This window comes from Aeromicrobium alkaliterrae (assembly GCF_039529015.1).
GTDB classification, from domain to species: domain Bacteria; phylum Actinomycetota; class Actinomycetes; order Propionibacteriales; family Nocardioidaceae; genus Aeromicrobium; species Aeromicrobium alkaliterrae.
In genome coordinates, this window is record NZ_BAAAME010000010.1 from 220,096 (window position 1) to 241,480 (window position 21,385).

General features: G+C 70.2%; 32 protein-coding genes. 3 read left to right on the forward strand and 29 right to left on the reverse strand.

What is annotated here, in order from left to right; genetic code table 11:
• Window positions 1-4: 4 nt before the first annotated feature.
• Genes ABD127_RS18260 through ABD127_RS18275 form a run of 4 tightly spaced genes read right to left on the reverse strand, consistent with a single transcriptional unit; the run spans window position 5 to window position 4,528 of the window.
• On the reverse strand, window positions 5-1,393 hold the full coding sequence (locus ABD127_RS18260) for a M20/M25/M40 family metallo-hydrolase (RefSeq protein WP_344204112.1): 1,389 nt from the start codon (window positions 1,391-1,393) through the stop codon (window positions 5-7).
• Window positions 1,390-2,829: an MFS transporter gene (locus ABD127_RS18265; protein WP_344204114.1), complete on the reverse strand. Its 1,440-nt coding sequence runs from the start codon at window positions 2,827-2,829 to the stop codon at window positions 1,390-1,392. Before ABD127_RS18265 ends, ABD127_RS18260 begins: the two co-directional genes overlap by 4 nt.
• Window positions 2,830-2,888: 59 nt before the next feature.
• On the reverse strand, window positions 2,889-4,022 hold the full coding sequence (locus ABD127_RS18270; protein WP_344204117.1) for a vWA domain-containing protein: 1,134 nt from the start codon (window positions 4,020-4,022) through the stop codon (window positions 2,889-2,891).
• Window positions 4,023-4,054: 32 nt separating this feature from the next.
• Window positions 4,055-4,528 carry an Lrp/AsnC family transcriptional regulator gene (locus ABD127_RS18275; RefSeq protein WP_344204119.1) on the reverse strand — a complete coding sequence of 158 codons (474 nt, stop codon included), beginning with the start codon at window positions 4,526-4,528 and terminating at the stop codon, window positions 4,055-4,057.
• Between the two features lie 185 nt (window positions 4,529-4,713).
• Between ABD127_RS18275 and ddaH the strand changes: the two genes are divergently transcribed.
• Genes ddaH through ABD127_RS18290 form a run of 3 tightly spaced genes read left to right on the forward strand, consistent with a single transcriptional unit; the run spans window position 4,714 to window position 7,197 of the window.
• Window positions 4,714-5,586 (forward strand): dimethylargininase, encoded by an 873-nt coding sequence (gene ddaH, locus ABD127_RS18280; protein WP_344204122.1) that lies wholly within the window; start codon window positions 4,714-4,716, stop codon window positions 5,584-5,586.
• A 19-nt stretch (window positions 5,587-5,605) separates the two neighbouring features.
• Window positions 5,606-6,304 (forward strand): DUF4339 domain-containing protein, encoded by a 699-nt coding sequence (locus tag ABD127_RS18285; protein WP_344204124.1) that lies wholly within the window; start codon window positions 5,606-5,608, stop codon window positions 6,302-6,304.
• A gap of 44 nt (window positions 6,305-6,348) precedes the next feature.
• Window positions 6,349-7,197 carry a DUF4339 domain-containing protein gene (locus ABD127_RS18290; RefSeq protein WP_344204126.1) on the forward strand — a complete coding sequence of 283 codons (849 nt, stop codon included), beginning with the start codon at window positions 6,349-6,351 and terminating at the stop codon, window positions 7,195-7,197.
• 103 nt (window positions 7,198-7,300) lie between these two features.
• Here ABD127_RS18290 and map read toward each other — a convergent pair whose 3' ends face one another.
• From map to ABD127_RS18415, 25 genes are all read right to left on the reverse strand, one after another.
• Window positions 7,301-8,065: a type I methionyl aminopeptidase gene (gene map / locus ABD127_RS18295; protein WP_344204129.1), complete on the reverse strand. Its 765-nt coding sequence runs from the start codon at window positions 8,063-8,065 to the stop codon at window positions 7,301-7,303.
• Window positions 8,066-8,082: 17 nt separating this feature from the next.
• Window positions 8,083-8,646, reverse strand: a complete 564-nt coding sequence (locus ABD127_RS18300; RefSeq protein WP_344204131.1) for an adenylate kinase — start codon at window positions 8,644-8,646, stop codon at window positions 8,083-8,085.
• Window positions 8,643-9,971, reverse strand: a complete 1,329-nt coding sequence (gene secY / locus ABD127_RS18305) for a preprotein translocase subunit SecY (RefSeq protein WP_344204133.1) — start codon at window positions 9,969-9,971, stop codon at window positions 8,643-8,645. The genes ABD127_RS18300 and secY overlap by 4 nt, the downstream gene beginning before the upstream one ends.
• 194 nt (window positions 9,972-10,165) lie before the next feature.
• Complete coding sequence (rplO, locus tag ABD127_RS18310; protein WP_344204136.1) at window positions 10,166-10,606, reverse strand: 50S ribosomal protein L15; 441 nt, start codon at window positions 10,604-10,606, stop codon at window positions 10,166-10,168.
• 1 nt (window position 10,607) lies between these two features.
• Window positions 10,608-10,790, reverse strand: a complete 183-nt coding sequence (gene rpmD, locus ABD127_RS18315; RefSeq protein WP_229051867.1) for a 50S ribosomal protein L30 — start codon at window positions 10,788-10,790, stop codon at window positions 10,608-10,610.
• The gene (gene rpsE / locus ABD127_RS18320; RefSeq protein WP_344204140.1) at window positions 10,790-11,392 is read right to left on the reverse strand and encodes a 30S ribosomal protein S5; all 603 of its coding nucleotides are present in this window, start codon (window positions 11,390-11,392) and stop codon (window positions 10,790-10,792) included. Before rpsE ends, rpmD begins: the two co-directional genes overlap by 1 nt.
• Before the next feature lie 37 nt (window positions 11,393-11,429).
• On the reverse strand, window positions 11,430-11,813 hold the full coding sequence (gene rplR, locus ABD127_RS18325) for a 50S ribosomal protein L18 (protein WP_344204142.1): 384 nt from the start codon (window positions 11,811-11,813) through the stop codon (window positions 11,430-11,432).
• Complete coding sequence (rplF, locus tag ABD127_RS18330; RefSeq protein WP_344204144.1) at window positions 11,813-12,355, reverse strand: 50S ribosomal protein L6; 543 nt, start codon at window positions 12,353-12,355, stop codon at window positions 11,813-11,815. The genes rplR and rplF overlap by 1 nt, the downstream gene beginning before the upstream one ends.
• A gap of 13 nt (window positions 12,356-12,368) precedes the next feature.
• Entirely contained in the window at window positions 12,369-12,776 is a 408-nt protein-coding gene (gene rpsH, locus ABD127_RS18335) for a 30S ribosomal protein S8 (protein WP_344204147.1), read from the reverse strand.
• Between the two features lie 95 nt (window positions 12,777-12,871).
• On the reverse strand, window positions 12,872-13,057 hold the full coding sequence (locus ABD127_RS18340; protein ID WP_229051872.1) for a type Z 30S ribosomal protein S14: 186 nt from the start codon (window positions 13,055-13,057) through the stop codon (window positions 12,872-12,874).
• 1 nt (window position 13,058) lies between these two features.
• Window positions 13,059-13,622, reverse strand: a complete 564-nt coding sequence (gene rplE, locus ABD127_RS18345) for a 50S ribosomal protein L5 (protein ID WP_344204154.1) — start codon at window positions 13,620-13,622, stop codon at window positions 13,059-13,061.
• Between the two features lie 2 nt (window positions 13,623-13,624).
• A complete protein-coding gene (gene rplX, locus ABD127_RS18350; RefSeq protein WP_344204157.1) occupies window positions 13,625-13,984 on the reverse strand; it encodes a 50S ribosomal protein L24 in 360 nt (119 codons plus the stop codon).
• Window positions 13,984-14,352, reverse strand: a complete 369-nt coding sequence (gene rplN, locus ABD127_RS18355; protein WP_056209423.1) for a 50S ribosomal protein L14 — start codon at window positions 14,350-14,352, stop codon at window positions 13,984-13,986. Before rplN ends, rplX begins: the two co-directional genes overlap by 1 nt.
• A gap of 4 nt (window positions 14,353-14,356) precedes the next feature.
• Window positions 14,357-14,650: a 30S ribosomal protein S17 gene (gene rpsQ / locus ABD127_RS18360; RefSeq protein WP_425545841.1), complete on the reverse strand. Its 294-nt coding sequence runs from the start codon at window positions 14,648-14,650 to the stop codon at window positions 14,357-14,359.
• Window positions 14,647-14,886 (reverse strand): 50S ribosomal protein L29, encoded by a 240-nt coding sequence (rpmC, locus tag ABD127_RS18365; RefSeq protein ID WP_344204162.1) that lies wholly within the window; start codon window positions 14,884-14,886, stop codon window positions 14,647-14,649. Before rpmC ends, rpsQ begins: the two co-directional genes overlap by 4 nt.
• Window positions 14,886-15,308 carry a 50S ribosomal protein L16 gene (gene rplP, locus ABD127_RS18370; protein WP_344204164.1) on the reverse strand — a complete coding sequence of 141 codons (423 nt, stop codon included), beginning with the start codon at window positions 15,306-15,308 and terminating at the stop codon, window positions 14,886-14,888. Before rplP ends, rpmC begins: the two co-directional genes overlap by 1 nt.
• Window positions 15,308-16,126, reverse strand: coding sequence for a 30S ribosomal protein S3 (rpsC, locus tag ABD127_RS18375; protein WP_344204166.1), 819 nt, complete (start codon window positions 16,124-16,126; stop codon window positions 15,308-15,310). Before rpsC ends, rplP begins: the two co-directional genes overlap by 1 nt.
• The gene (gene rplV / locus ABD127_RS18380; RefSeq protein ID WP_344204168.1) at window positions 16,126-16,542 is read right to left on the reverse strand and encodes a 50S ribosomal protein L22; all 417 of its coding nucleotides are present in this window, start codon (window positions 16,540-16,542) and stop codon (window positions 16,126-16,128) included. Before rplV ends, rpsC begins: the two co-directional genes overlap by 1 nt.
• Window positions 16,539-16,820: a 30S ribosomal protein S19 gene (rpsS, locus tag ABD127_RS18385; protein ID WP_229051879.1), complete on the reverse strand. Its 282-nt coding sequence runs from the start codon at window positions 16,818-16,820 to the stop codon at window positions 16,539-16,541. Before rpsS ends, rplV begins: the two co-directional genes overlap by 4 nt.
• A 15-nt stretch (window positions 16,821-16,835) precedes the next feature.
• Complete coding sequence (gene rplB / locus ABD127_RS18390) at window positions 16,836-17,663, reverse strand: 50S ribosomal protein L2 (RefSeq protein WP_344204170.1); 828 nt, start codon at window positions 17,661-17,663, stop codon at window positions 16,836-16,838.
• Between the two features lie 13 nt (window positions 17,664-17,676).
• Entirely contained in the window at window positions 17,677-17,979 is a 303-nt protein-coding gene (gene rplW, locus ABD127_RS18395; protein WP_344204174.1) for a 50S ribosomal protein L23, read from the reverse strand.
• Between the two features lie 2 nt (window positions 17,980-17,981).
• A complete protein-coding gene (rplD, locus tag ABD127_RS18400; protein WP_344204177.1) occupies window positions 17,982-18,929 on the reverse strand; it encodes a 50S ribosomal protein L4, sunset domain variant in 948 nt (315 codons plus the stop codon).
• A gap of 2 nt (window positions 18,930-18,931) precedes the next feature.
• Window positions 18,932-19,588, reverse strand: a complete 657-nt coding sequence (rplC, locus tag ABD127_RS18405; protein WP_344204180.1) for a 50S ribosomal protein L3 — start codon at window positions 19,586-19,588, stop codon at window positions 18,932-18,934.
• A 10-nt stretch (window positions 19,589-19,598) separates the two neighbouring features.
• Complete coding sequence (gene rpsJ / locus ABD127_RS18410; protein ID WP_229053069.1) at window positions 19,599-19,907, reverse strand: 30S ribosomal protein S10; 309 nt, start codon at window positions 19,905-19,907, stop codon at window positions 19,599-19,601.
• Window positions 19,908-20,350: 443 nt separating this feature from the next.
• The gene (locus ABD127_RS18415; RefSeq protein WP_344204182.1) at window positions 20,351-21,274 is read right to left on the reverse strand and encodes a cation diffusion facilitator family transporter; all 924 of its coding nucleotides are present in this window, start codon (window positions 21,272-21,274) and stop codon (window positions 20,351-20,353) included.
• Window positions 21,275-21,385 lie beyond the last annotated feature (111 nt).

The window sequence follows — 21,385 nt, forward strand, 5'->3', positions numbered from 1 at the left end:
CCGGTCACCGGTGAGGAACGAACCGGGGGGACGGCGACGAAGGAGCCGTGCGCCGCTCCCCCGTGATCAGCGCGCGGTGGAAGGCGACGCCGCGGTCGAGCCAGGCGGCCTCGACCCACTCGTTCGGGGCGTGGATCGAGTCGCGTTGTGCCCGGCTCATCTTGAGCGGGCTGAAGCGGTAGACCGCGTCGCTGATGCGGGTGAAGTGCCGGCTGTCGGTGGCGCCGGTCTGCACGTACGGCACGACCCGGATCGGCTCACCGGGCACCTCGAGCGCGGCGATCGCGCGGCCCAGGTGCGCCCAGGCGGCGTTGTCGGTGCGGGAGACCGGTGGCGGATCGTTGCCCTCGATCGCCTCGATCTCGACGTCCAGGCCCTTCAGGAGCCTCGTGAGTCGGGCGCGGAGCTGCTCGCGGTCGTCGCCGACGGCCAGGCGCACGTTCACGACGGCGCGGGCCTCGGTCGCGAGCACGTTGTCGGCCGGGCTGCCGCTGAGGCGCGTGACCGCCATCGTGGTGCGCACCATCGAGCTCGTCTCCTTGCTGACCCGCGCGAGGACCTCGGCCACGGGCCGGCGGGCCCGGCGCGCCTGGCCGAGCGCGAGCCGCACCGGGAGCGGCATCGCCGCGCCGACGACGTCGAGCATCTGCAGGACGGGCTCCGACAGGCTGGGCGCAGCGGGGTTCTCCTCGAGTCGCACGACCGCCCGCGCCAGCCGAGCGGTCGCACCGTCGGGCGACGGCGTGGAGGCGTGCCCACCGCCTCCGCGCGCCAGGAGGCGGACGTTCGTGATGCCCTTCTCGACCGTCGCGACCATCGCGCTGTGGCCCGTCAGGCCAGGCAGCGCGTCGTCGACGATCGCGCCGCCCTCGTCGGACACGAGCCACGGGCGCACCCCGAGGCCCTCCAGGTGCGCCACGACGCGTCGGCACTCGTGACCCTCGACCTCCTCGTCGGCCCCGAGGGACAGCCAGACGTCGTGGGCCGGTGTGACACCCTCGGCCAGCAGCTGCTCGACGGCCTCCGCGACGCAGACGAGCGAGCCCTTGTCGTCGAGGGTGCCCCGGCCGTGCACCTTGAGCCCGAGCGGCCCCTCGACGATCTCGCCGGCGAACGGGTCGCGGTCCCACTGCTCGACCGGCGCCGGCACGACGTCGTAGTGCGCCATCAGCACGAGCGGGGCCTCCGCGCTGGCTCCGGGCCAGCGGAACAGCAGCGACCCGCCGGGAAAGGTCGTCAGCTCGAGCTCGGCGTGCAGGCGCGGGTAGAGCCGGGCGAACGTCGCGCGGAAGCGCTCGAACTCCGCCTCGTCCCGCTCGTCGGGCGCCGAGACGGTGCGGCACCGCACCAGCTCGGCGAGCCGGAGGGCCGGCGTGGTCGCGGAACCGCTCACGGAGCCACCTCCTCGAGCGGCACGGGGTCGGCGAAGGCGAGGCGTGGCACGAACGTCAGCAGCACCGCGGCGACCACGGCGGTGGCCGAGCACACGACCCAGACCGTGTAGTACCCGCTCATCGAGGCAGCGGTCGCGTGGGTGGCGCCCTGGGCCAGCGCGACGCCGAACACGCAGGACGCGAAGGCGCCGCCGATGGTCTTGGTCGTGTTGGTCAGGCCCGTCGCGACTGCGGTGCGCCCCTCCGGTGCCGCGGCGGCGGCCGCCGCGGGCAGGGCTGCGACCAGGGCGCCCGACCCGAGGCCAGCGACGACCATGCACGCCGCGACCGACGGGATCGTCCCGTGGGCCACGACGAGGGCGCCGTACCCAACCGCGATCAGGCCGGTGGCCCCGATCAGGCAGTTCCGGGGGCTGAACCGCTGACTGACCCGGGCGAACACCAGCGCTCCCACGAGGAGCGACAGGACGTAGGCGCCGATCAGCGGAGCGACCGTGGAGGAGTCCAGCCCGAGCCCGTAGCCGTGCTCGTCCGGATCGGTCTGGGCGAACGTCGACAGCGGCACCTGGGCCCCGAGGACGCTGACGCCGAACAGCAGGGCCGTGAGCTGGACGGGCCACATCGACGGCTGCCGCATGACGCGCAGGTCGACCAGCGGGTCCGGCGAGCGGAGCTCCCAGCGGCCGAACGGCACGAGCAGCGCGGCGCCGACGGCCATCGCGAGCCAGGGCCACGGCGACCCGACGCCCTCGGTGCGCACGAGCGAGAGGCCGCCGGTCACGAGCACCAGGCTCGCGCTGATGATCGCGAGCCCGCGCCCGTCGAGGGTGCCCACCTGGACGACGTGCTCGCGGTCGACGGCCAGGTGGATCACGAGCACGACGCCGGTCGTCAGGATCGCCGGTACCGCCAGGACGATCCAGATCGGCTCGAAGGCCGCCGACGTGGCACCCGCCGAGAGCGCGCCGGCGATCGCCCCGGCCTGGAGCGCCGCGACGATCACGCCGGTCGCCTTGCGGGTCGCGGCGGCCCGGTCTGCCAGCCCGAGGCTGCGGCGGTAGATCAGGGCGACCTCGAGCGGGAGCCACACGGTGAACACGCCCTGCAGCGCCCAGAAGACGAGGTAGGTCTCGAACGACGACGAGAACGCGATGCCCCACGTGGCCACTGCCGTGAGCACGGCCGACCACCACAGCACCCGCTGGTGGCCGACCAGGTCGCCCAGCTTGGACAGCGCCGGGACGCAGAGGGCCGAGAGGAGCAGCTGGGCGGCCTCGAACCAGTTGACGTCGGCGTCGTTGATCGACAGGTGACGGGCGATGTCGGACGCGAGCGGCGTGTAGTACCCCTGCAGGAAGCCGCTGACGAACTCGACGAAGACCAGCGCCCCGACGAGGCCGGCGCCGATCGAGGTGGCTCGCGAGGACGGTCTCACGCCCTGAGCGTACGACGCGGCGGGCGCACGAGGGCACGGCCGCGGCCGGCGCCGTCGGCTCAGCCGCAGGCGCCGAGGGTGATCGCGGTGATCGTGTCGGCACCGTCGAGCTCGAGGGCGAAGCACGTCGTGCCCGTGCCGTCCGCCGCCACGGTCACGCCGTCGCCGGAGGTCGTCGCGGACCCGTAGAGCCGCTCGGCGTCGGTCCGGGTGTCGCCGACCGCCAGGCCGTCGATCGTGCGCACGTCGGGAGAGTCGACCGTGACGGCCGAGAGCACCCCGTCGGTGAACGTCAGCGTGCCGGTCGGGATCTCGACGTCCACGACGCCGCGGCTGCGGATCGTCGCGGACACGTCGGGGTCGGCCGCCGTGACCTCCGCGATCGTCATGCCGAGGGAGAGGCCGCGGTACGAGGTCGGGGTCAACGCCTGACCCGACCACCCCGCGTTGAGCGTCGCCGAGAGCCGCGTGCTCAGCAGGGTCCCGCTCGCGGCGTCGAGGTGCTGGCCTCCGCCCTCGCGGGCCATGCACCCGAGCTGCTCGGCGGCCTCCGGGTCGGCGGCGCTGCGGAACCCGATCGTGCTGACGGTCAGGTCGGCGTCGGCCCGGTGCAGGGCTCCCGCGATGTCGCACGGGTCGGGGCCGAGGCCGGCGGAGGCGCAGGTGTCGCTGCCGTCGGAGACCACGACGATCGAGCGCGGCCCGTCGCCCGGGAGCTGGGCGGAGGCGACCTGCAGGCTCAGGCCGATCGGCGTGTAGCCGCTGGGTCCGAGCGGACCGAGCTGGTCGGCCACGGCACGCGGACGCAGCGGGCCGAGGGGCACCGCGACCGTGACGTCCTGGCACCCGGCGACTTGCTCCTGCGGCGTCCCGCCGGTCGAGGTCCCGTAGACCACGATCCCGACCTCGTGGCCGGCCGGCAGTCCGGCGACGACCTCGCCGACCGCGTCCTTGGCCGCCTGGAGCCGCTGGCCCGGAGCGTCCTCGGTGGCCATCGAGCCGGAGGCGTCGATCACGATGACGGTCGGCACGGGCGGCGCCTCCTCGAGCGCAGAGACCGGCATCGGGGCGGAGACCTCACGGTCGGGCCCGGTCGACGGTCCGGGACCTGCTTCGCCGGAGCCGCTGCAGGCCGCGACCAGCACCACGATCGTGCCCGCCACCGCGGCGTGCCTCCTGAACCGGCGCCCCATGGCTCGAGACTACGGGCGCACAGCCGCCGTGGTCAGGGGGACTTCTCCCCCGGCAGACCGCTCACCACGGTTCCTCCCCGCTCGACGAGGCGCGACAGGACGATCGCCGTCTCCGTGCGCTCGACGTTGCGGGCGGCCTTGCGGAGCCGCTCGAGCGCGTCCTCGAGATGGCGGACGTCGCGGGCCACGAGGCGCACGATCGCGTCGGCCTGACCCGTGACCGTCACGGCGTCCTGCACCTCCGGGATCGAGGCGAACGCCGCCTGCAGCTCGTCGGGCCCGATCGTCCCGTGGCAGTGCAGCTCGACGTAGGCCTCCGTGCTCCAGCCGAGGAGCTGCGGGTCGAGCACGGCGGTGAAGCCGCGGACGACGCCGTCGGCGAGCAGGCGGTCGAGGCGTCGCTTGACGGCCGGCGCCGAGAGCCCCACGTGGTCGCCGATCGTCGCGAGGCTCGCGCGCCCGTCGTCCAGCAGCACCTCGACGATGCGGCGGTCCAGCTGGTCCATGGGTCCATCCTGGCAGAGACGGAAGAATTCTCCGACACCCGGGAGTTTGCGCAACGAATCACTCCCCACACGCCATGTTGTGGCCTCGACCCGGGCAGCGATCGACTTCTAGCATTGATTCGTTGCACCGGGCCCACCCCGCACCGGTGCCACGACGTCCCACCGGATCCGACCCCGAGGTGACCATGACCGTCCTGGACCCGCACCGTCCTGCTCCCGCCGTCCGCGCCAGCCCGTCGCGCAGCGCACGGACCCGGACCTACGCGATGTGCCGGCCGACCGAGTTCGCGGTCGACTACGCGATCAATCCCTGGATGGACCCGTCGCGGCCCGTCGACCGCGCGCGGGCCCTCTCCCAGTGGGAGGGCCTCCTCGCGACGTACCGGTCGCTCGGGCACGCCGTCGCGGTCGTCGAGCCGATCGTCGGCGCGCCTGACATGGTGTTCGCGGCGAACGGCGCGCTCGTCGTGGGCGACGTGGCGTACGGCTCGAGCTTCCGGTTCGCCGAGCGTGAGGCCGAGGCCGCCGCCTACGCGTCGTGGCTGCGGAGCCAGGGCCTCCACCTCGTGCCGGCGACGCACCCGGCCGAGGGCGAGGGCGACTTCCTCGTGCTGGGGCACGTCGTGCTCGCGGGCACCGGCTTCCGGACGAGCCTGGCCGCCCACGTCGAGGCCGCCACCGTGATCGACCGCCCCTTCGTGACCCTCGAGCTCGTCGACCCGGCTTTCTACCACCTCGACGTCGCCCTCGGGGTCCTGGACGACGGCCGCGGCGAGGCGCCCGCCGACATCGCCTACTACCCCGGCGCGTTCAGCCTGCACAGCCGGCGCACGCTGCGCGAGCTGTTCCCTGACGCGCTGCTGGTGACCCGCGACGAGGCACGGTCGTTCGGCCTCAACCTGGTGAGCGACGGCCTCAACGTCGTGCTCCCGCAGGAGGCGACGACGCTGGCCGGCCGCCTGCACCAGCGCGGATATCAGCCCGTGCCGGTCGAGCTGGACGAGTTCCTCAAGTCCGGGGGCAGCGTGAAGTGCTGCACGATGGAACGGCACGCCTAGCCTGCTCTAGTCTCCCGCCATGGACATCCCGGGAGAGCGTCACGGATCCGACCGCGGCGGCGTGCGGCGCTGGGCGGCCCTCGTGGCGCTGCCGGTCGGCGCGTACGCGAGTGCCGTCGCCGTGCGGCGCGTCGTGGACCTCGACGGCGCGTGGCGGCTGATCGACCCCTCCGGCCCCCTCGACCCCGTGATCAGCTGGGGTCAGCTCCTCGGCCTGGTCGCTCCCGGCCTCGGAGCGCTGCTGTTCCTCGCGGCCCTGCTGGCCCTCGGGGTGCACCGCCGCTGGTCGGCCGTCACGTTCGCGGTGGTGGCGGTGACCGACCTCCTGGCCTGGATCGCCTATCTGACGCTGCTCCTGGTCGCCGAGCGACGCTTCGGCGGGGTCGTCGAGACCTACTGGACCAGCGAGGGACGCTGGCCGTACGACGCGGTCACGATGACGGCGCTGCCGCTGCTGGCGCTGGTCCTCGCCGTCGCGAGCCTGCGGCGCGGTGCCACCTCCCCCACGCCAACGGCTCAGGAGACCACCGAGCCCGAGCCCGCTCCCGCCTCGGACTCCCCGTGGTTCGTGCAGATCGGTGGCACCGAGTACGGCCCGTACCGCTGGGCCCAGGTCCAGGAGTTCGCCCGTGAGGGACGCGTGCGCGGCGAGACCGCGGTGCGGCCCGCGGACGGTCCGTGGCGGTCGGCATCCGGGGTTCCCGACCTGATCCCGTGAGTCGCGACCGGCCGAGCGGCGAGAACCGTTCTAGTGTTCTCGCCATGACCAGTACGACTCCGCCGCCTCCTGCCGCGACCGCCCCGGCGTCCGATGCCCCGACCCCGGGTTCCACGCCACGGCGTTTCGGCGTCGCTCGCGCCCTCGGCCTCGCGGTCGCCGCGTTCCTCGGCGGCTACCTCGCGCACCTCGCACTGGCCGAGTCGATCGACATCGTGCGGGACCGCCTGTTCAGCCAGTACAACTCGCTCGGCTCCGCCGACGAGCGCTTCCGCCTGCTGAGCCTGCTCGCCGAGGGGTTCGGCGCGCTCGCCGGCCTCGTCGCGGTCATCGGCCTCGCGGCTCGTCGGTGGGCCCTCGGCGTCCTGGTGCTGACCCTGGTGTCGGCCCTGTGCCACGTCGGGTTCGCCCTGCAGGTCGTCGACACGAACTTCCGCTCGGGATTCCTCGAGCCCGGGCGCAGCTGGGGTGCGTCCTACGGCCTGCCGTTCACGGTCGTCGTGCTGGCGCTGCAGCTGCTGGTCGTCCTGCTCTGCCTCGTCCGCGGCCCCCGCCCGGAACCTGTCGTGGTCGCCGCGCCGCCCGTCGCGGCCGAGCCCCCGCCGCCTGCGCCGGCGCTCGATCGCGACGAGGAGCTGGCCCGCGACGCCGAGGACCACCCGCACCGCGCGACGCCCGTGATCGCCGACGACGCCGCTCAGGCCGACGAGACCGACGACGTCGAGGACGATGACGACGTCTACCTCGTGATCCACGGTCGCGAGTACGGCCCGTACCCGGCCGAGCGCGTGCGCGGCTTCATGGTCGAGGGGCGGATCCACCCGGGCACGCTCGTCCGCATCGGCGACGAGACCAAGCCCGCCTCCGACGTCCCCGCCATCTTCGGCTCCTGACCCCGCCCGGGGCGGTAGCTCAGCCACCTTTGCCCGGGGGCGATAGGTCAGCCACCGATGGAGGCGTCCGAAAGGTGGCTCACCTACCGCCCCTGGGTGGGTGTCAGGCCGGGAGCGTCAGCACCACGGGGCCGTCGGTCGTGATCGCGACCGTGTGCTCCCAGTGCGAGGCGCGGCTGCCGTCGACCGTGACGGCGGTCCAGTCGTCCTCGAGGACCTGCGTGTACGGCAGGCCCCGGGTGACCATCGGCTCGATCGCGATGACCAGACCGGGCTTGAGCCGCAGACCGCTGCCGGCGCGGCCGACGTTCGGCACGTCGGGGTCCTGGTGCATCGCGGTGCCGATGCCGTGGCCCGTGAAGCCCTCGACGATCCCGTAGTCGCCCGCCGCCTGGATCGACGACGCGATGGCGTGGCCGACGTCGCCCAGTCGCGCGCCGGGCCGCGCCGCCTCGATGCCGGCCCACAGTGCCGCCTCGGTGACCCGTGACAGCTCGGCGTCGGCCGGCGAGACCTCGCCGACGGCGACCGTGATCGCGGCGTCGCCGTGCCACCCGTCGATGATCGCGCCCGCGTCGACCGACACGAGGTCGCCGGACTCCAGGACGCGACCGCTCGGGATGCCGTGCACGACCTCGTCGTTCACCGACGTGCAGATCGTGGCCGGGAACCCGTGGTATCCGAGGAAGTTCGAGGTCGCCCCGTGCTGCGCGATGACCCGACGCGCCACGGCGTCGAGGTCGAGCGTCGTCACGCCAGGCGCCACCGTGTCACGGACGGACGCGAGGACGTCGGCCACCACCACGCCGGCGCGGCGCATCACGGCGATCTGCTCGACCGACTTGTACTCGACGCTCCGCCCGAACATCGCGACCGCGGGGAGCGCTACAGGCCGAGGGCGGCGTTGATGCGCGCCTCGACCTCGTCGATCGAGCCCATGCCGTCGACCTCGCGCAGCAGGCCGCGCTCGCGGTAGACGGGCAGCAGGGGGGCGGTCTCGGCGATGTAGGTCTCCTGGCGCTCGCGGATGACCGCCTCGGTGTCGTCCGGGCGCCCGCTCGTCTCGGCACGCTTCAGCAGCCGACCGATGAGCTCCTCGTGGTCGACCGTCAGCACCAGCACCGCGTCGAGCTCGGACCCGAGCTCGGCGAGGATCCCGTCGAGCGTCTCGACCTGGTTCGGCGTGCGCGGGTACCCGTCGAGCACGAAACCGGCCTGGGCGTCGTCCTGCGCGAGCCGGTCCTTGACCATCGCGTTGGTGACCTCGTCGGGCACGTACTTGCCGGCGTCCGAGTACGACTGGGCCAGCTGGCCCAGCTCGGTGCCTCCGGCGATGTTCGCGCGAAAGATGTCACCGGTCGAGATGTGGGCTCCGCCCACGCGCTCGGCCAGACCCGTCGCCTGGGTGCCCTTGCCCGCACCCGGCGGGCCCATGATCAGCATTCTCATGACCGGAGGAATCCTTCGTAGTTGCGCTGCTGCAGCTGAGCCTCGATCTGCTTGACCGTGTCGAGTCCGACGCCGACGATGATGAGGATCGTCGTGCCGCCGAACGGGAAGTTCTGGCTCGCGTTGAGCAACGCGATCGCGAACATCGGGATCAGCGCGATGAGACCGAGGTACAGCGCACCCGGAGCGGTGATGCGGCTCAGGACGTACTGCAGGTAGTCCTGCGTCGGCCGGCCGGCCCGGATCCCGGGGATGAAGCCGCCGTACTTCTTCATGTTGTCGGCGACCTCCTCGGGGTTGAAGGTGATCGCGACGTAGAAGTACGTGAAGAACACGATCAGCGTGAAGAACGTGATCATGTAGTACGGGTGGTCGCCGCGCACGAAGTGGTCGTTGACCCACGTCGCCCACGGGGATCCCTCGTTGAACTGCGCGAGCAGGGCCGGCAGGTACATCAGGCTCGAGGCGAAGATGACCGGGATGATGCCGGCCTGGTTGACCTTGAGCGGGATGTACGTCGAGGAGCCGCCGAACATCCGGCGACCGACCATGCGCTTGGCGTACTGCACCGGGATCCGGCGCTGCGCCTGCTCGATGAAGATGACGCCGGCCACCACGATCAGACCGACGAGGATGACGAGGGAGAAGGTGACCCAGCCCTCGCGCTCCGAGGCGGCCTGGGCCTTGATCTGCCACAGGGCGCCGGGGAAGGTCGCGATGACCTGCGTGAAGATCAGGATCGACATGCCGTTGCCGACGCCACGGTCGGTGATGAGCTCGCCGAACCACATGATGATCGCGGTGCCGGCGACCATCACAAGGACGATCAGCAGGAACGCCGGGATGCTGTCGGGGTGGTACAGCAGGTCCTGCGTGCACGCGCCACCGAAGAGGCGGCCGCTGCGCGCGAGGGCGACGATGCCGGTGGCCTGCAGGACGGCCAGGCCGAGCGTCAGGTACCGCGTGTACTGGGTGATCTTCGCCTGGCCGGCCTGGCCCTCCTTCTTGAGGGACTCCAGGCGCGGGATCACGACGACCAGCAGCTGCAGGATGATGCTCGCGGTGATGTAGGGCATGATGCCCAGCGCGAAGACCGTCAGCTGCAGCAGCGCGCCGCCGGAGAAGACGTTGATGAGCGCGAACAGATTGCCGTTCTCGCTGCCGGCCGAGGTCGCCACGTCGATGCACTGCTGGACGTTGGCGACGTCGATACCGGGGGCAGGGGTCATCGACCCGAGCCGGAACAGCACGACGATGCCCAAGACGAAGAGCAACTTGCGTCGCAGGTCAGGCGTGCGGAACGCATTGACGAAGGCGCTGAGCACTTCCGTCCTCCTCTAGAATTGGGCAGCCGGGCAACCCGGCGACTCTAACAGTCGATCGTCCCCGTCTCGCAGTTGCATGGGGGTTGCGCCATCGGGACGCGGGTGCGGCCTGGAGCCGCCCTGCACACGCACGATGGCGAGGCCCTCCGTAGGAGAACCTCGCCACCGTGTGCGGTTGTGTCGACCGAGCAGGATCAGCGAGCGCTGACGCTGCCGCCGGCCGCCTCGATCTTGGTCTTGGCACTGGTCGAGAACTTGTCGACCGTGACCTGCACGGCCACGGCGATCTCGCCGCCGCCGAGCACCTTGACCGGACGGCCCTTGCGCACGGCACCCTTCGCGACGAGCGCGTCGACGTCGACGGCACCGCCCTCGGGGAACAGGGCCTCGAGCCGGTCGAGGTTGACGACCTGGAACTCCTCGCGGAAGGGGTTCTTGAAGCCCTTCAGCTTGGGCAGACGCATGTGGAGCGGAACCTGGCCGCCCTCGAAGCCAGCGGGCACCTGGTAGCGGGCCTTGGTGCCCTTGGTGCCACGACCGGCGGTCTTGCCCTTGGAGCCCTCACCGCGACCCACACGGGTCTTGGCAGTCTTCGCGCCCGGAGCCGGGCGCAGGTGATGAAGCTTGAGCGTCATGTCAATCAATCTCCTCGAACGTCACGAGGTGCGGGATGGTCTCGACCATGCCGCGAATCTCGGGACGATCTTCCTTGACGACCGTGTGGCCGATGCGCTTCAGACCCAGCGACCGCAGCGTGTGCGCCTGGTTGTCCGGGCGACCGATGGCCGACTTGATCTGGGTGACCTTGAGGTTCGCCATCAGACACCTGCCTCGACGGGCTCGGCCTGCGTGGCCGGAGCCTCCTTGCCGGCCTTCAGGAGCGCCGCCGGAGCGACGTCCTCGACCCGCAGACCGCGGCGGGCCGCGACCTGCTCGGGCGACTCGAGCAGACGCAGGGCCTCGACGGTCGCGTGGACGATGTTGATGGCGTTGGACGAACCGAGCGACTTGCTCAGGACGTCGTGGATGCCGGCGGCCTCGAGCACGGCGCGCACCGGACCACCGGCGATGACGCCGGTACCGGGCGATGCCGGGCGCAGGAAGACCACGCCGGCCGCCTTCTCACCCTGCACGGGGTGCGGGATGGTGCCCTGGATGCGCGGGACGCGGAAGAAGTTCTTCTTCGCCTCCTCGACACCCTTGGAGATCGCCGTGGGGACCTCCTTGGCCTTGCCGTAGCCGACGCCGACCTGACCCTCGCCGTCACCGACGATCACCAGGGCGGTGAAGCTGAAGCGTCGACCACCCTTGACGACCTTGGCGACACGGTTGATCGTGACGACCTTCTCGATGTAGTTGGACTTCTCGCCGCGATCGCCTCGCTGGCCGCGACGATCTCCGCCGCCTCGACGCTGGCTCATGCAACGCTCCCAAAGTTGGTGGTGTGAATGATGGTCATCAGAACTCCAGTCCGCCCTCGCGGGCGCCGTCGGCCAGGGCCGCGACGCGTCCGGCGTACTTGTTGCCGGCGCGGTCGAAGACGACCGTCTCGATGCCGGCAGCCTTGGCGCGGTCGGCCACGAGCTCGCCGACCCTCTTGGCCTTGGCCGTCTTGTCGCCGTCGAGGCCGCGCAGGTCGGCTTCCATGGTGGACGCCGAGGCCAGCGTGTGCCCCTCCAGGTCGTTGACGACCTGGGCGACGATGTGCTTGCTCGAGCGCGTGATCACCAGACGCGGACGATCGGCCGAACCGGCGATCTTCTTGCGTCCACGGATCTGACGACGCGCACGCGAAGCGGCGCGGGTCGACAGGCTCTTGCGGTGCTTGATCGAGATGGCCATTACTTACCAGCCTTTCCGGCCTTGCGCAGCACGCGCTCGCCGGCGTAGCGCACGCCCTTGCCCTTGTACGGCTCGGGCTTGCGGATCTTGCGGATGTTGGCGGCGACCTCACCGACGGCCTGCTTGTCGATGCCGATCACGCTGAAGGCGGTCGGCTTCTCGACGGCGAAGGTGATGCCTTCGGGCGCCTTGACGATGACCGGGTGGCTGAAGCCGAGCGCGAACTCGAGCTCCGTGGGGCCCTTGGAGATGACGCGGTAACCGACGCCGACGATCTCGAGCTTCTTCTCGTAGCCCTCGGTGACACCGATGACCATGTTGTTGACGAGCGTGCGGCTCAGCCCGTGAAGGGCCTTGCTGCGGCTCTCGTCGTTGGGGCGCTCGATCGACAGCGTGCCGTCGTCACCCTTCGAGATCGTGATGGGCTCGGCGACGGTGTGCGTCAGCTGGCCCTTGGGGCCCTTGACGTGCACGTCCTGGCCGTCGATGGAGACATCGACGCCGGCCGGGACGGCAACGGGAATCTTGCCAATGCGGGACATGGTTCTCCTCCCCTCACCAGACGTAGGCGAGGACTTCCCCACCTACGCCCTTGCTGTTGGCCTGACGGTCGGTCAGCAGACCCTGGCTCGTGGAGATGATCGCCACGCCAAGGCCGCCGAGGACCTTGGGCAGGTTGCTGCTCTTGGCGTACACGCGCAGACCGGGCTTGCTGATGCGGCGGATGCCGGCGATCGAGCGCTCGCGGTGCGGGCCGTACTTCAGCGTGATGGTCAGCGTCTTGCCGACCTCGCCCTCGCCGGGCTCGGACACGACGAAGTCGGTGATGTAGCCCTCCTGCTTCAGCAGGGTGACGACACCCTCCTTCAGCTTGCTGTAGGGCGCCGCCACGGAGTCGTGGTAGGCCTGGTTGCCGTTGCGGATCCGCGTCAGCAGATCCGCGATCGGGTCAGTCATCGTCATGGTGTGGTGTTTCCGTTTCTCGCTGCGGTTTCCGTCTCGTCCTCACCGAGGTGAGTGGGAGGGGACCTCTCAGCGTGTAGGGGGTTCTTCTGGGATTACCAGGAGCTCTTGGTGACGCCCGGCAGCTCTCCGCGGTGCGCCATCTCGCGCAGGCAGATGCGGCACAGGCCGAACTTCTTGTAGACCGACTGCGAGCGGCCGCAGCGCTGGCAGCGCGTGTAGCCACGCACCGCGAACTTGGGCTTGCGAGCAGCCTTGACCTTGAGACCAGTCTTCGCCATGTCAGTTCTCCTTGTACGGGAAGCCGAGCAGCTTGAGCAGCGCGCGACCCTCGTCGTCGTTCGTCGCGGTCGTGACGACCGTGATGTCCATGCCGCGCGAGCGGTCGATCTTGTCCTGGTCGATCTCGTGGAACATGACCTGCTCGGTCAGACCGAAGGTGTAGTTGCCACGGCCGTCGAACTGCTTGGGCGACAGGCCACGGAAGTCACGGATGCGGGGAAGCGCGAGCGTCAGCAGACGGTCGAGGAACTCCCACATGCGGTCGCCGCGCAGCGTGACGTGCGCGCCGATCGGCATGCCCTCACGCAGCTTGAACTGCGCGATGGACTTGCGGGCCTTGGTGACCTGCGGCTTCTGACCCGTGATGGCGGTGAGGTCGCGCACGGCGCCCTCGATCAGCTTGCCGTCACGAGCCGCCTCACCGACACCCATGTTGACCACGATCTTGGTCAGGCCGGGGACCTGCATGACGTTCTGGTACTCGAACTGCTCACGGAGCGCGGGGAGGATCTCCTCGCGGTACTTCAGCTTCAGGCGCGGGGCGCTGGTAGCGGTGTCAGCCATGCTCAGATCTCCTTTCCGGTCTTGCGCGAGATGCGGACGCTGCGCTGGGCGGCGTACGTGGAGCCGTCGGGACGCGTCTTGGTGACGTCGTCGCGGCGATAGCCGATGCGCGTCGTGGTCTTGCCGTCGTCGCCGTCGACGACGAGGGCCACGTTCGAGATGTGGATCGGGGCCTCGACGGTGATGATGCCACCGGTCTCGGCGCCACCGGTCTGAGCAGCACGCGTGTGCTTCTTGACGCGGTTGACGCCCTCGACGATGACGCGGTCGGCGTCGGTGAGGACCTCGATGACCTTGCCGGTGACGCCCTTGTCGGCGCCGGCGAGGACCTTGACCTGGTCACCCTTCTTGATGCCAGCCATCACAGCACCTCCGGTGCGAGCGAGATGATGCGCATGAACTTCTTGTCGCGAAGCTCACGCCCGACGGGACCGAAGATGCGCGTGCCGCGCGGGTCGCCGTCGGCCTTGAGGATCACGGCCGCATTCTCGTCGAACTTGATGTAGGAACCGTCGGGACGACGGCGCTCCTTCACGGTCCGCACGACGACGGCCTTGACGACGTCGCCCTTCTTGACGTTGCCGCCGGGGATCGCGTCCTTGACGGTCGCGACGATGGTGTCGCCGATGCCGGCGTAGCGCCGGCCCGAGCCGCCGAGGACACGGATGCAGAGGATCTCCTTCGCACCGGTGTTGTCGGCGACCTTCAGCCTGGACTCCTGCTGGATCATGTCGTCACTTCGCCTTCTCGACGACCTCGACGAGGCGCCAGCGCTTGGTGGCCGACAGCGGGCGGGTCTCCATGATCCGCACGCGGTCGCCGATCCCGGCGCCGTTCTCCTCGTCGTGGGCCTTCAGCTTGATGTTGCGGCGCAGCACCTTGCCGTACAGGGGGTGCTTGAAGCGCTCCTCGACCGTCACGACGATGGTCTTGTCCATCTTGTCGCTGACGACGAGGCCCTCGCGCACCTTGCGAGCGCTGCGCTCGCTGGTCTCCTGGGTCACGGTCTTGTTGTCCTTCGTGCTCATGCGTCCACCTCGGCGTTGTCGTCGGCGGACTCGGTGATGCCGAGCTCACGCTCGCGCAGCACGGTGTAGATGCGGGCGATGTCCTTGCGGACGGTGCGCAGCCGCGCGGTGTTGTCGAGCTGGCCGGTCGCGTTCTGGAAACGCAGGTTGAACAGCTCTTCCTTGGCGTCGCGCAGCTTCTCGCCGAGGTCGTCGGCGTCGAGCGAGCGCAGCTCTGCGGCGGTGGAGTTCGCCATCACAGACCTCCCTCGGTCTCGCGGCTGATGAAGCGAGCCTTCATCGGCAGCTTGTGGATCGCGCGGCGCATCGCCTCGCGGGCCGTGGTCTCGTCGACGCCGGACAGCTCGAACATGACGCGGCCGGGCTTGACGTTGGCGACCCACCACTCGGGCGAGCCCTTGCCGGAACCCATGCGGGTCTCGGCGGGCTTCTTGGTCAGCGGACGGTCCGGGTAGATGTTGATCCAGACCTTGCCGCCGCGCTTGATGTGGCGCGTCATGGCGATACGAGCGGACTCGATCTGGCGGTTGGTCACGTAGTGACCCTCGACCGCCTGGATGCCGTACTCACCGAAGGCGAGCGTCGTGCCGCCCTTGGCCTGTCCACGGCGCTTCGGGTGGTGCTGCTTGCGGTACTTGACCCGTCGGGGCATCAACATCAGGACTCACTCCCCTCAGCGGCGGCAGGAGCGGCGGCCGCGACGGCCTCGGCCTTGGGGGCCTCGGTCGTGGCGGGAGCCTCGGCACCCTCGCGGGCGGGACGCTCGGGGCGACGTCCGCCACCGCGGCCGGCGCGACGAGCGCCCGGAGCGGCAGCACGCTTGGCCGCCTCGGCCTCGCGCTCGGCGCGGGTACCCGCGACCTCACCCTTGTAGATCCAGACCTTGACGCCGATGCGACCGAAGGTGGTCTTGGCCTCGTAGAAGCCGTAGTCGACGTCGGCACGGAGCGTGTGCAGGGGCACGCGGCCCTCGCGGTAGAACTCCGAGCGGCTCATCTCGGCGCCGCCGAGGCGACCCGAGCACTGGATCCGGATGCCCTTGGCACCCGAGCGCATCGTGGTCTGCATCGCCTTGCGCATCGCGCGACGGAACTGCACGCGACCGCTCAGCTGCTCGGCCACGCCCTGCGCGACGAGCTGGGCGTCCATCTCGGGCTGCTTGACCTCGAGGATGTTGAGCTGCACCTGCTTGCCGGTGAGCTTCTCGAGGTCGCCGCGGATGCGGTCGGCCTCGGCGCCACGGCGGCCGATGACGATGCCCGGACGCGCGGTGTGGATGTCGACGCGGACGCGGTCACGCGTGCGCTCGATCTCGACACGGCTGATGCCGGCGCGGTCCATGCCCTTGGTCAGCATGCGACGGATCTTGACGTCCTCGCCGACGTAGCTGCTGTACAGCTTGTCGGCGTACCAACGGCTCTTGTGATCGGTCGAGATGCCGAGTCGGAACCCGTGCGGGTTGATCTTCTGTCCCATTAGCGGGTCCCTCCCTTCGTGGTGTCGACCGGCGTCACGACGACGGTCAGGTGGCTCGTGCGCTTGAGGATGCGGTTGGCCGCACCCTTGGCGCGGGGGCGCCAACGCTTCATCGTGGGGCCCTCGTCGACGGTGACGACGCTGACGACCAGGTTGGCGGCGTCGAGGCCCTCGGTGGTCTCGGCGTTCGCGACGGCGGACTCCAGGAGCTTCGAGAAGTTCTCGGCGACGGCCTGCGGGGCGAACGCGAGCGTGTTGCGGGCGTCCTCGACCGACGCGCCACGGATCAGGTCGCCGATGCGGCGGGCCTTCTGCGCGGTGACGCGGACGTGACGCGCGACGGCGAACGCACCGGGCTGGTCGCCCAGCAGGCGCTCGCGACGGGCGCTGACGTTCTCACGGGTAGCGGCACTCATCGACGCTTCGCCTTTCGATCGTCCTTCTCGTGGCCACGGAAGGTGCGGGTGGGAGCGAACTCACCCAGCTTGTGGCCGACCATGGAGTCGGTGATGAACACGGGGACGTGCTTGCGTCCGTCGTGCACGGCGACCGTGTGTCCGATGAAGGACGGCAGGATCATCGAGCGACGCGACCACGTCTTGATGACGGTGTGGGTTCCGGCCTCGTTCTGCGCGTCCACCTTCTTCTCGAGGTGGCCGTCGACGAACGGGCCCTTCTTCAGGCTGCGGGGCATAGTTCAGGTCCTCTCTCAGCGCCCGGACTTGCGGCGGCGGACGATCAGCTGGTCACTGGCCTTGCGCTTGCGCGTACGGCCCTCGGGCTTGCCCCACGGGCTGACCGGGTGACGGCCTCCGGAGGTCTTGCCCTCGCCACCACCGTGCGGGTGGTCGACCGGGTTCATGGCGACACCGCGGACGGTCGGGCGCTTGCCCTTCCAGCGGTTGCGGCCGGCCTTGCCCCAGTTGATGTTCGACTGCTCGGCGTTGCCGACCTCGCCGAGCGTGGCGCGGCAGCGGACGTCGACGTAGCGCATCTCGCCCGAGGGCAGACGCAGCTGGGCGCGCGAGCCCTCCTTGGCGACGAGCTGGACGCGGACACCGGCCGAGCGGCCCATCTTCGCGCCGCCACCGGGGCGCAGCTCGACGGCGTGGATGACCGAGCCGACGGGGATGTTGCGCAGCGGCAGGTTGTTGCCGGTCTTGATGTCGGCACCGACACCGGACTCGACGTTCTGGTGCTGCTTCAGGCCGTCGGGCGCGATGATGTAGCGCTTCTCGCCGTCGGCGTAGTGCAGCAGCGCGATGCGCGCCGTGCGGTTCGGGTCGTACTCGATGTGAGCGACCTTGGCCGGCACGCCGTCCTTGTCGTAGCGCTTGAAGTCGATGATGCGGTAGGCACGCTTGTGGCCACCGCCCTGGTGACGAGTCGTGATCCGTCCCTGGTTGTTGCGGCCACCCTTCTTGGGCAGCGGCTCGACCAGCGACTTCTCAGGAGTCGTGCGAGTGATCTCGGCGAAGTCGGCCACGGACGAGCCGCGACGGCCCGGGGTGGTCGGCTTGTACTTACGGATTGCCATGTCTGCTCAGTCCTCAGCTCGGGCTCGAGAAGATGTCGATGCTCTGACCGGCAGCCACGCTGACGATCGCCCGCTTGGTGTCCTTGCGCTTGCCGACACCGTTGCGGGTGCGGCGCGTCTTGCCCTTGCGGTTGAGCGTGTTGACTGCGGTCACCTTGACGTCGAAGATCCGCTCGACGGCGATCTTGATCTCCGTCTTGTTGGCGTCAGGGTGCACCACGAAGGTGTACTTGTTGTCGTCGATGAGGTTGTACGACTTCTCACTGACGACCGGGGACAGCACGACGTCGCGCGGGTCCTTGGGCAGGGTGCTCATGGTCACTCACCAGCCTTCGTGAATCCCGCTGCCTGGGCCGACTCCTCGGAGTCGAACCAGACCTCGGCGATCGTGGTGTCGTACCACTGCCCGTCGGGCTGGTGGTACTTCATGGAATCGGCGTTGCCCTTGATGTCGAAGCCCTTGGGCGCGTTGCCGCTCTTCAGCGGCGCCTTCGAACCCGGACCGTAGGGCTGGGTCTTGCTGGCCTCGGCCGGCTGCGCGGCCTTGGCCGGCTCGGCTGCCGTGGCGGCCGAGGTCTTCGCCTTGGCCTTGGGGGCCTTGGCCGGCTTGGCGGCGTCGGCCTCGGTGGCCGCGGCGCTCAGCTTGACGGTCTCGACACCCTCGGCCGAACGCGCGGCGACGAAGGCGTCGAACGCGGCCTTGGTGAACACCACGTCGTCGCTCTTGATGACGTCGTAGGTGTTGAGCTGGTCGAAGGTCAGGATGACCAGGCCCGCGTGGTTGCGCAGGCTCTTGACCGTCAGGTGGTCGTCGCGCTCGACGACCAGCAGGATGCGCGGACGCGTCGAGATGGCGGCGAGGGCCACGACGGCCGTCTTGGTCGAGGGGGCGTCACCCGTGACGAGCGCGTCCACCACGTGCAGGCGACCCGAGCGGGCCCGGTCCGAGAGGGCACCGCGCAGGGCGGCGGCCTTCATCTTCTTGGGCGTGCGCTGGTCGTAGCTGCGCGGCGTGGGGCCGTGCACGATGCCACCACCGGCGTACTGGGGTGCGCGGATCGAGCCCTGACGAGCCCGGCCGGTGCCCTTCTGGCGGTACGGCTTGCGGCCACCGCCGGCGACCTCGCCGCGCGACTTGGTGTCGTGCGTGCCCTGGCGCGCCGCGGCGAGCTGGGCGACGACGACCTGGTGGATCAACGGGACGTTGACCTGGGTGCCGAAGATGTCGACCGGCAGGTCGACGTCGATCGTCTTGGTTGTGGCCATGGTCAGGCTCCCTTGGCGGCGGAGCGGATGACGACGAGCTGGCCCTTGGGACCGGGAACCGCACCCTTGATCAGGATGAGGCCCTTCTCGACGTCGACCGCGTGGACGGTCAGGTTCTGGGTGGTCACCGTGTCGGTGCCCATGTGACCCGCCATGCGCAGGCCCTTGAACACGCGGCCGGGCGTGGCGCAGCCGCCGATCGAACCCGGCTTGCGGTGGTTGCGGTGGGCGCCGTGCGAGGCGGAGACACCGGCGAAGCCGTGACGCTTCATGACGCCGGCGAAGCCCTTGCCCTTGCTGGTGCCGGTCACGTCGACCGCGTCACCGGCGGCGAAGATCTCCGGGGAGATCTCCTGGCCGAGGGTGTAGTCGGCGACGAGCTCGGTGCGGATCTCGACCACGTGGCGACGCGGCGTGACGCCGGCCTTCGCGAAGTGGCCGGCCTTGGGCTTGGTGACCTTGCGTCCGTCGATCTCGCCGAAGCCGAGCTGGACGGCGCTGTAGCCGTCGGTCTCACGCGTGCGGATCTGGGTGACGACGTTGGTGTCGGCGGCGATGACCGTGACGGGGACGACGCGACCGGCGTCGTTCCAGACCTGGGTCATGCCGAGCTTGCGGCCGAGGAGGCCGCGTGCGGTGGCGGTGGAAGAGGTGCTCATGACTGGCCTCTCAGAGCTTGATCTCGATGTCGACGCCCGCCGGCAGGTCGAGTCGCATGAGCGAGTCGACGGTCTTCGGGGTCGGGTCGAGGATGTCGATGAGCCGCTTGTGGGTGCGCATCTCGAAGTGCTCGCGGCTGTCCTTGTACTTGTGCGGCGAACGAATCACGCAGAACACGTTCTTCTCCGTGGGGAGCGGGACCGGTCCGGCCACCTTCGCGCCCGTGCTGGTGACCGTGTCCACGATCTTGCGTGCCGAGGAGTCAATGACCTCGTGATCGTAGGCCTTGAGCCGGATACGGATCTTCTGTCCCGCCATGCTCGCGTTGTCCTTTGCGTCGTCGTACATGTCACGATCCACTCCACCTCGGAGTGGTTCGGCCACTCCGGTCCCACGCTCCCCGAGGTCGGGCGTGTCGCGCTCGTGAGCACGGACAAGCACAGATCTCAAGTTGGGTGGTTGGGCTCTCGGTGCTGCACCGACCCGAAGGTCAGGAGCTGATCGCGAGCCAGGTCGGACCTCAGGTTCGGCGCCCTCGTGAATCCCGGCGTGAGTTCCGGACGAGCGCGCCCCAGCGGTCCGGCCGGAGCAACCGCACTAGTCTGACAGAACCCGGGCGCGAAAGACAAATCGGCCCCCCGCGCCCTCCTCCCCCACCAGCGGTTTCCCACGAGACCGCTCGAATCCCGCGTCGAGCGCACGAAGCTTCATGCGCTCGGCGCGGGATTCCTGGGATCACCCAGGAATCCGCGCGCGGCGCGTCAGGCGTGGAGGTGCGGTTCGGAGTCGGCGTGGCCGCGGGGCTCGAGCTGGAGCGTCGAGTGGGCGACGTCGAAGTGCTCCGACAGGCACGAGCGCAGGCCGTCGAGCACCTCGTGGGCCTGGCCCATCGCCTCGATCGAGTCCTCCACCACGACGTGGGCGCTCATGACCGGCATGCCCGAGGTGATCGTCCAGACGTGCAGGTCGTGCACGTCGGCCACCCCTGGCGCCTCGAGGATGTGGCGCCGCAGCTCGTCGAGGTCGACGTCGGCCGGCGAGGACTCCATCAGCACGGCGACGACGTCGCGCAGCAGACTGATCGCCCGCGGCAGGATCAGCGTGGCGATCGCGAGCGAGGCCACGGCGTCGGCCCGGACCCACCCCGTCAGCAGGATCACCACCGAGGACACGATGACGGCGACCGAGCCGAGCGCGTCGCCCAGCACCTCGAGGTACGCGCCGCGGACGTTGAGGCTGTCCTGCGCACCCGAGCGCAGCACCATCAGACCGATGACGTTGACGACCAGGCCCACGGCACCCGCCGCGAGGACCGGCCACGCCTCCAGGTCGACCGGGTCGCCCAGACGGCCGATCGCGCTGAGCACGATCCAGGCGCACAGGCCGATCAGCAGCAGGCCGTTCGCGCCGGCCGCGAGGATCTCGGTGCGGTGGTAGCCGAACGTGCGCCGCGACCCGGGCGGGGCGCCGCGCTGCGCCACCGCGATCGCGGCGAGCGCCATGACCAGACCGATCGAGTCGCTCAGCATGTGGCCCGCGTCCGCGAGCAGCGCGAGGCTGCCGGTGACCATCGCGACGACGGCCTGCACGACCAGGACCGACGCGGTCAGGGCCAGCACCAGCACCAGCTTGCGGCGGTGCTGGATCCCGGTCCCCGAGGGGGCGTGGTCGTGTCCGTGTCCCATGCCATTAACGCTACGCACCCCTTGCGGAAACCGCGAGCACCTGTCCGCCAAAGGGACGCCCACGACAACCGTTCCCGCGGTCAGGCCGGACGGGGGGGGGGGGGGGGGGGG

Bases quoted from the DNA above. Each gene is read 5' to 3' on its own strand.
- ABD127_RS18270 (WP_344204117.1), bottom strand. From the start codon at position 4,022: ATGGGGCGCCGGTTCAGGAGGCACGCCGCGGTGGCGGGCACGATCGTG.
- ABD127_RS18275 (WP_344204119.1), bottom strand. From the start codon at position 4,528: ATGGACCAGCTGGACCGCCGCATCGTCGAGGTGCTGCTGGACGACGGG.
- ddaH (WP_344204122.1), top strand. From the start codon at position 4,714: ATGACCGTCCTGGACCCGCACCGTCCTGCTCCCGCCGTCCGCGCCAGC.
- ABD127_RS18285 (WP_344204124.1), top strand. From the start codon at position 5,606: ATGGACATCCCGGGAGAGCGTCACGGATCCGACCGCGGCGGCGTGCGG.
- ABD127_RS18290 (WP_344204126.1), top strand. From the start codon at position 6,349: ATGACCAGTACGACTCCGCCGCCTCCTGCCGCGACCGCCCCGGCGTCC.
- map (WP_344204129.1), bottom strand. From the start codon at position 8,065: ATGTTCGGGCGGAGCGTCGAGTACAAGTCGGTCGAGCAGATCGCCGTG.
- ABD127_RS18300 (WP_344204131.1), bottom strand. From the start codon at position 8,646: ATGAGAATGCTGATCATGGGCCCGCCGGGTGCGGGCAAGGGCACCCAG.
- rplO (WP_344204136.1), bottom strand. From the start codon at position 10,606: ATGACGCTCAAGCTTCATCACCTGCGCCCGGCTCCGGGCGCGAAGACT.
- rpmD (WP_229051867.1), bottom strand. From the start codon at position 10,790: ATGGCGAACCTCAAGGTCACCCAGATCAAGTCGGCCATCGGTCGCCCG.
- rpsE (WP_344204140.1), bottom strand. From the start codon at position 11,392: ATGAGCCAGCGTCGAGGCGGCGGAGATCGTCGCGGCCAGCGAGGCGAT.
- rplR (WP_344204142.1), bottom strand. From the start codon at position 11,813: ATGGCCATCTCGATCAAGCACCGCAAGAGCCTGTCGACCCGCGCCGCT.
- rplF (WP_344204144.1), bottom strand. From the start codon at position 12,355: ATGTCCCGCATTGGCAAGATTCCCGTTGCCGTCCCGGCCGGCGTCGAT.
- rpsH (WP_344204147.1), bottom strand. From the start codon at position 12,776: ATGACGATGACTGACCCGATCGCGGATCTGCTGACGCGGATCCGCAAC.
- ABD127_RS18340 (WP_229051872.1), bottom strand. From the start codon at position 13,057: ATGGCGAAGACTGGTCTCAAGGTCAAGGCTGCTCGCAAGCCCAAGTTC.
- rplE (WP_344204154.1), bottom strand. From the start codon at position 13,622: ATGGCTGACACCGCTACCAGCGCCCCGCGCCTGAAGCTGAAGTACCGC.
- rplX (WP_344204157.1), bottom strand. From the start codon at position 13,984: ATGGCTGGCATCAAGAAGGGTGACCAGGTCAAGGTCCTCGCCGGCGCC.
- rplN (WP_056209423.1), bottom strand. From the start codon at position 14,352: ATGATCCAGCAGGAGTCCAGGCTGAAGGTCGCCGACAACACCGGTGCG.
- rpsQ (WP_425545841.1), bottom strand. From the start codon at position 14,650: ATGAGCACGAAGGACAACAAGACCGTGACCCAGGAGACCAGCGAGCGC.
- rpmC (WP_344204162.1), bottom strand. From the start codon at position 14,886: ATGGCGAACTCCACCGCCGCAGAGCTGCGCTCGCTCGACGCCGACGAC.
- rplP (WP_344204164.1), bottom strand. From the start codon at position 15,308: ATGTTGATGCCCCGACGGGTCAAGTACCGCAAGCAGCACCACCCGAAG.
- rpsC (WP_344204166.1), bottom strand. From the start codon at position 16,126: ATGGGACAGAAGATCAACCCGCACGGGTTCCGACTCGGCATCTCGACC.
- rplV (WP_344204168.1), bottom strand. From the start codon at position 16,542: ATGAGTGCCGCTACCCGTGAGAACGTCAGCGCCCGTCGCGAGCGCCTG.
- rpsS (WP_229051879.1), bottom strand. From the start codon at position 16,820: ATGCCCCGCAGCCTGAAGAAGGGCCCGTTCGTCGACGGCCACCTCGAG.
- rplB (WP_344204170.1), bottom strand. From the start codon at position 17,663: ATGGCAATCCGTAAGTACAAGCCGACCACCCCGGGCCGTCGCGGCTCG.
- rplW (WP_344204174.1), bottom strand. From the start codon at position 17,979: ATGAGCACCCTGCCCAAGGACCCGCGCGACGTCGTGCTGTCCCCGGTC.
- rplD (WP_344204177.1), bottom strand. From the start codon at position 18,929: ATGGCCACAACCAAGACGATCGACGTCGACCTGCCGGTCGACATCTTC.
- rplC (WP_344204180.1), bottom strand. From the start codon at position 19,588: ATGAGCACCTCTTCCACCGCCACCGCACGCGGCCTCCTCGGCCGCAAG.
- rpsJ (WP_229053069.1), bottom strand. From the start codon at position 19,907: ATGGCGGGACAGAAGATCCGTATCCGGCTCAAGGCCTACGATCACGAG.
- ABD127_RS18415 (WP_344204182.1), bottom strand. From the start codon at position 21,274: ATGGGACACGGACACGACCACGCCCCCTCGGGGACCGGGATCCAGCAC.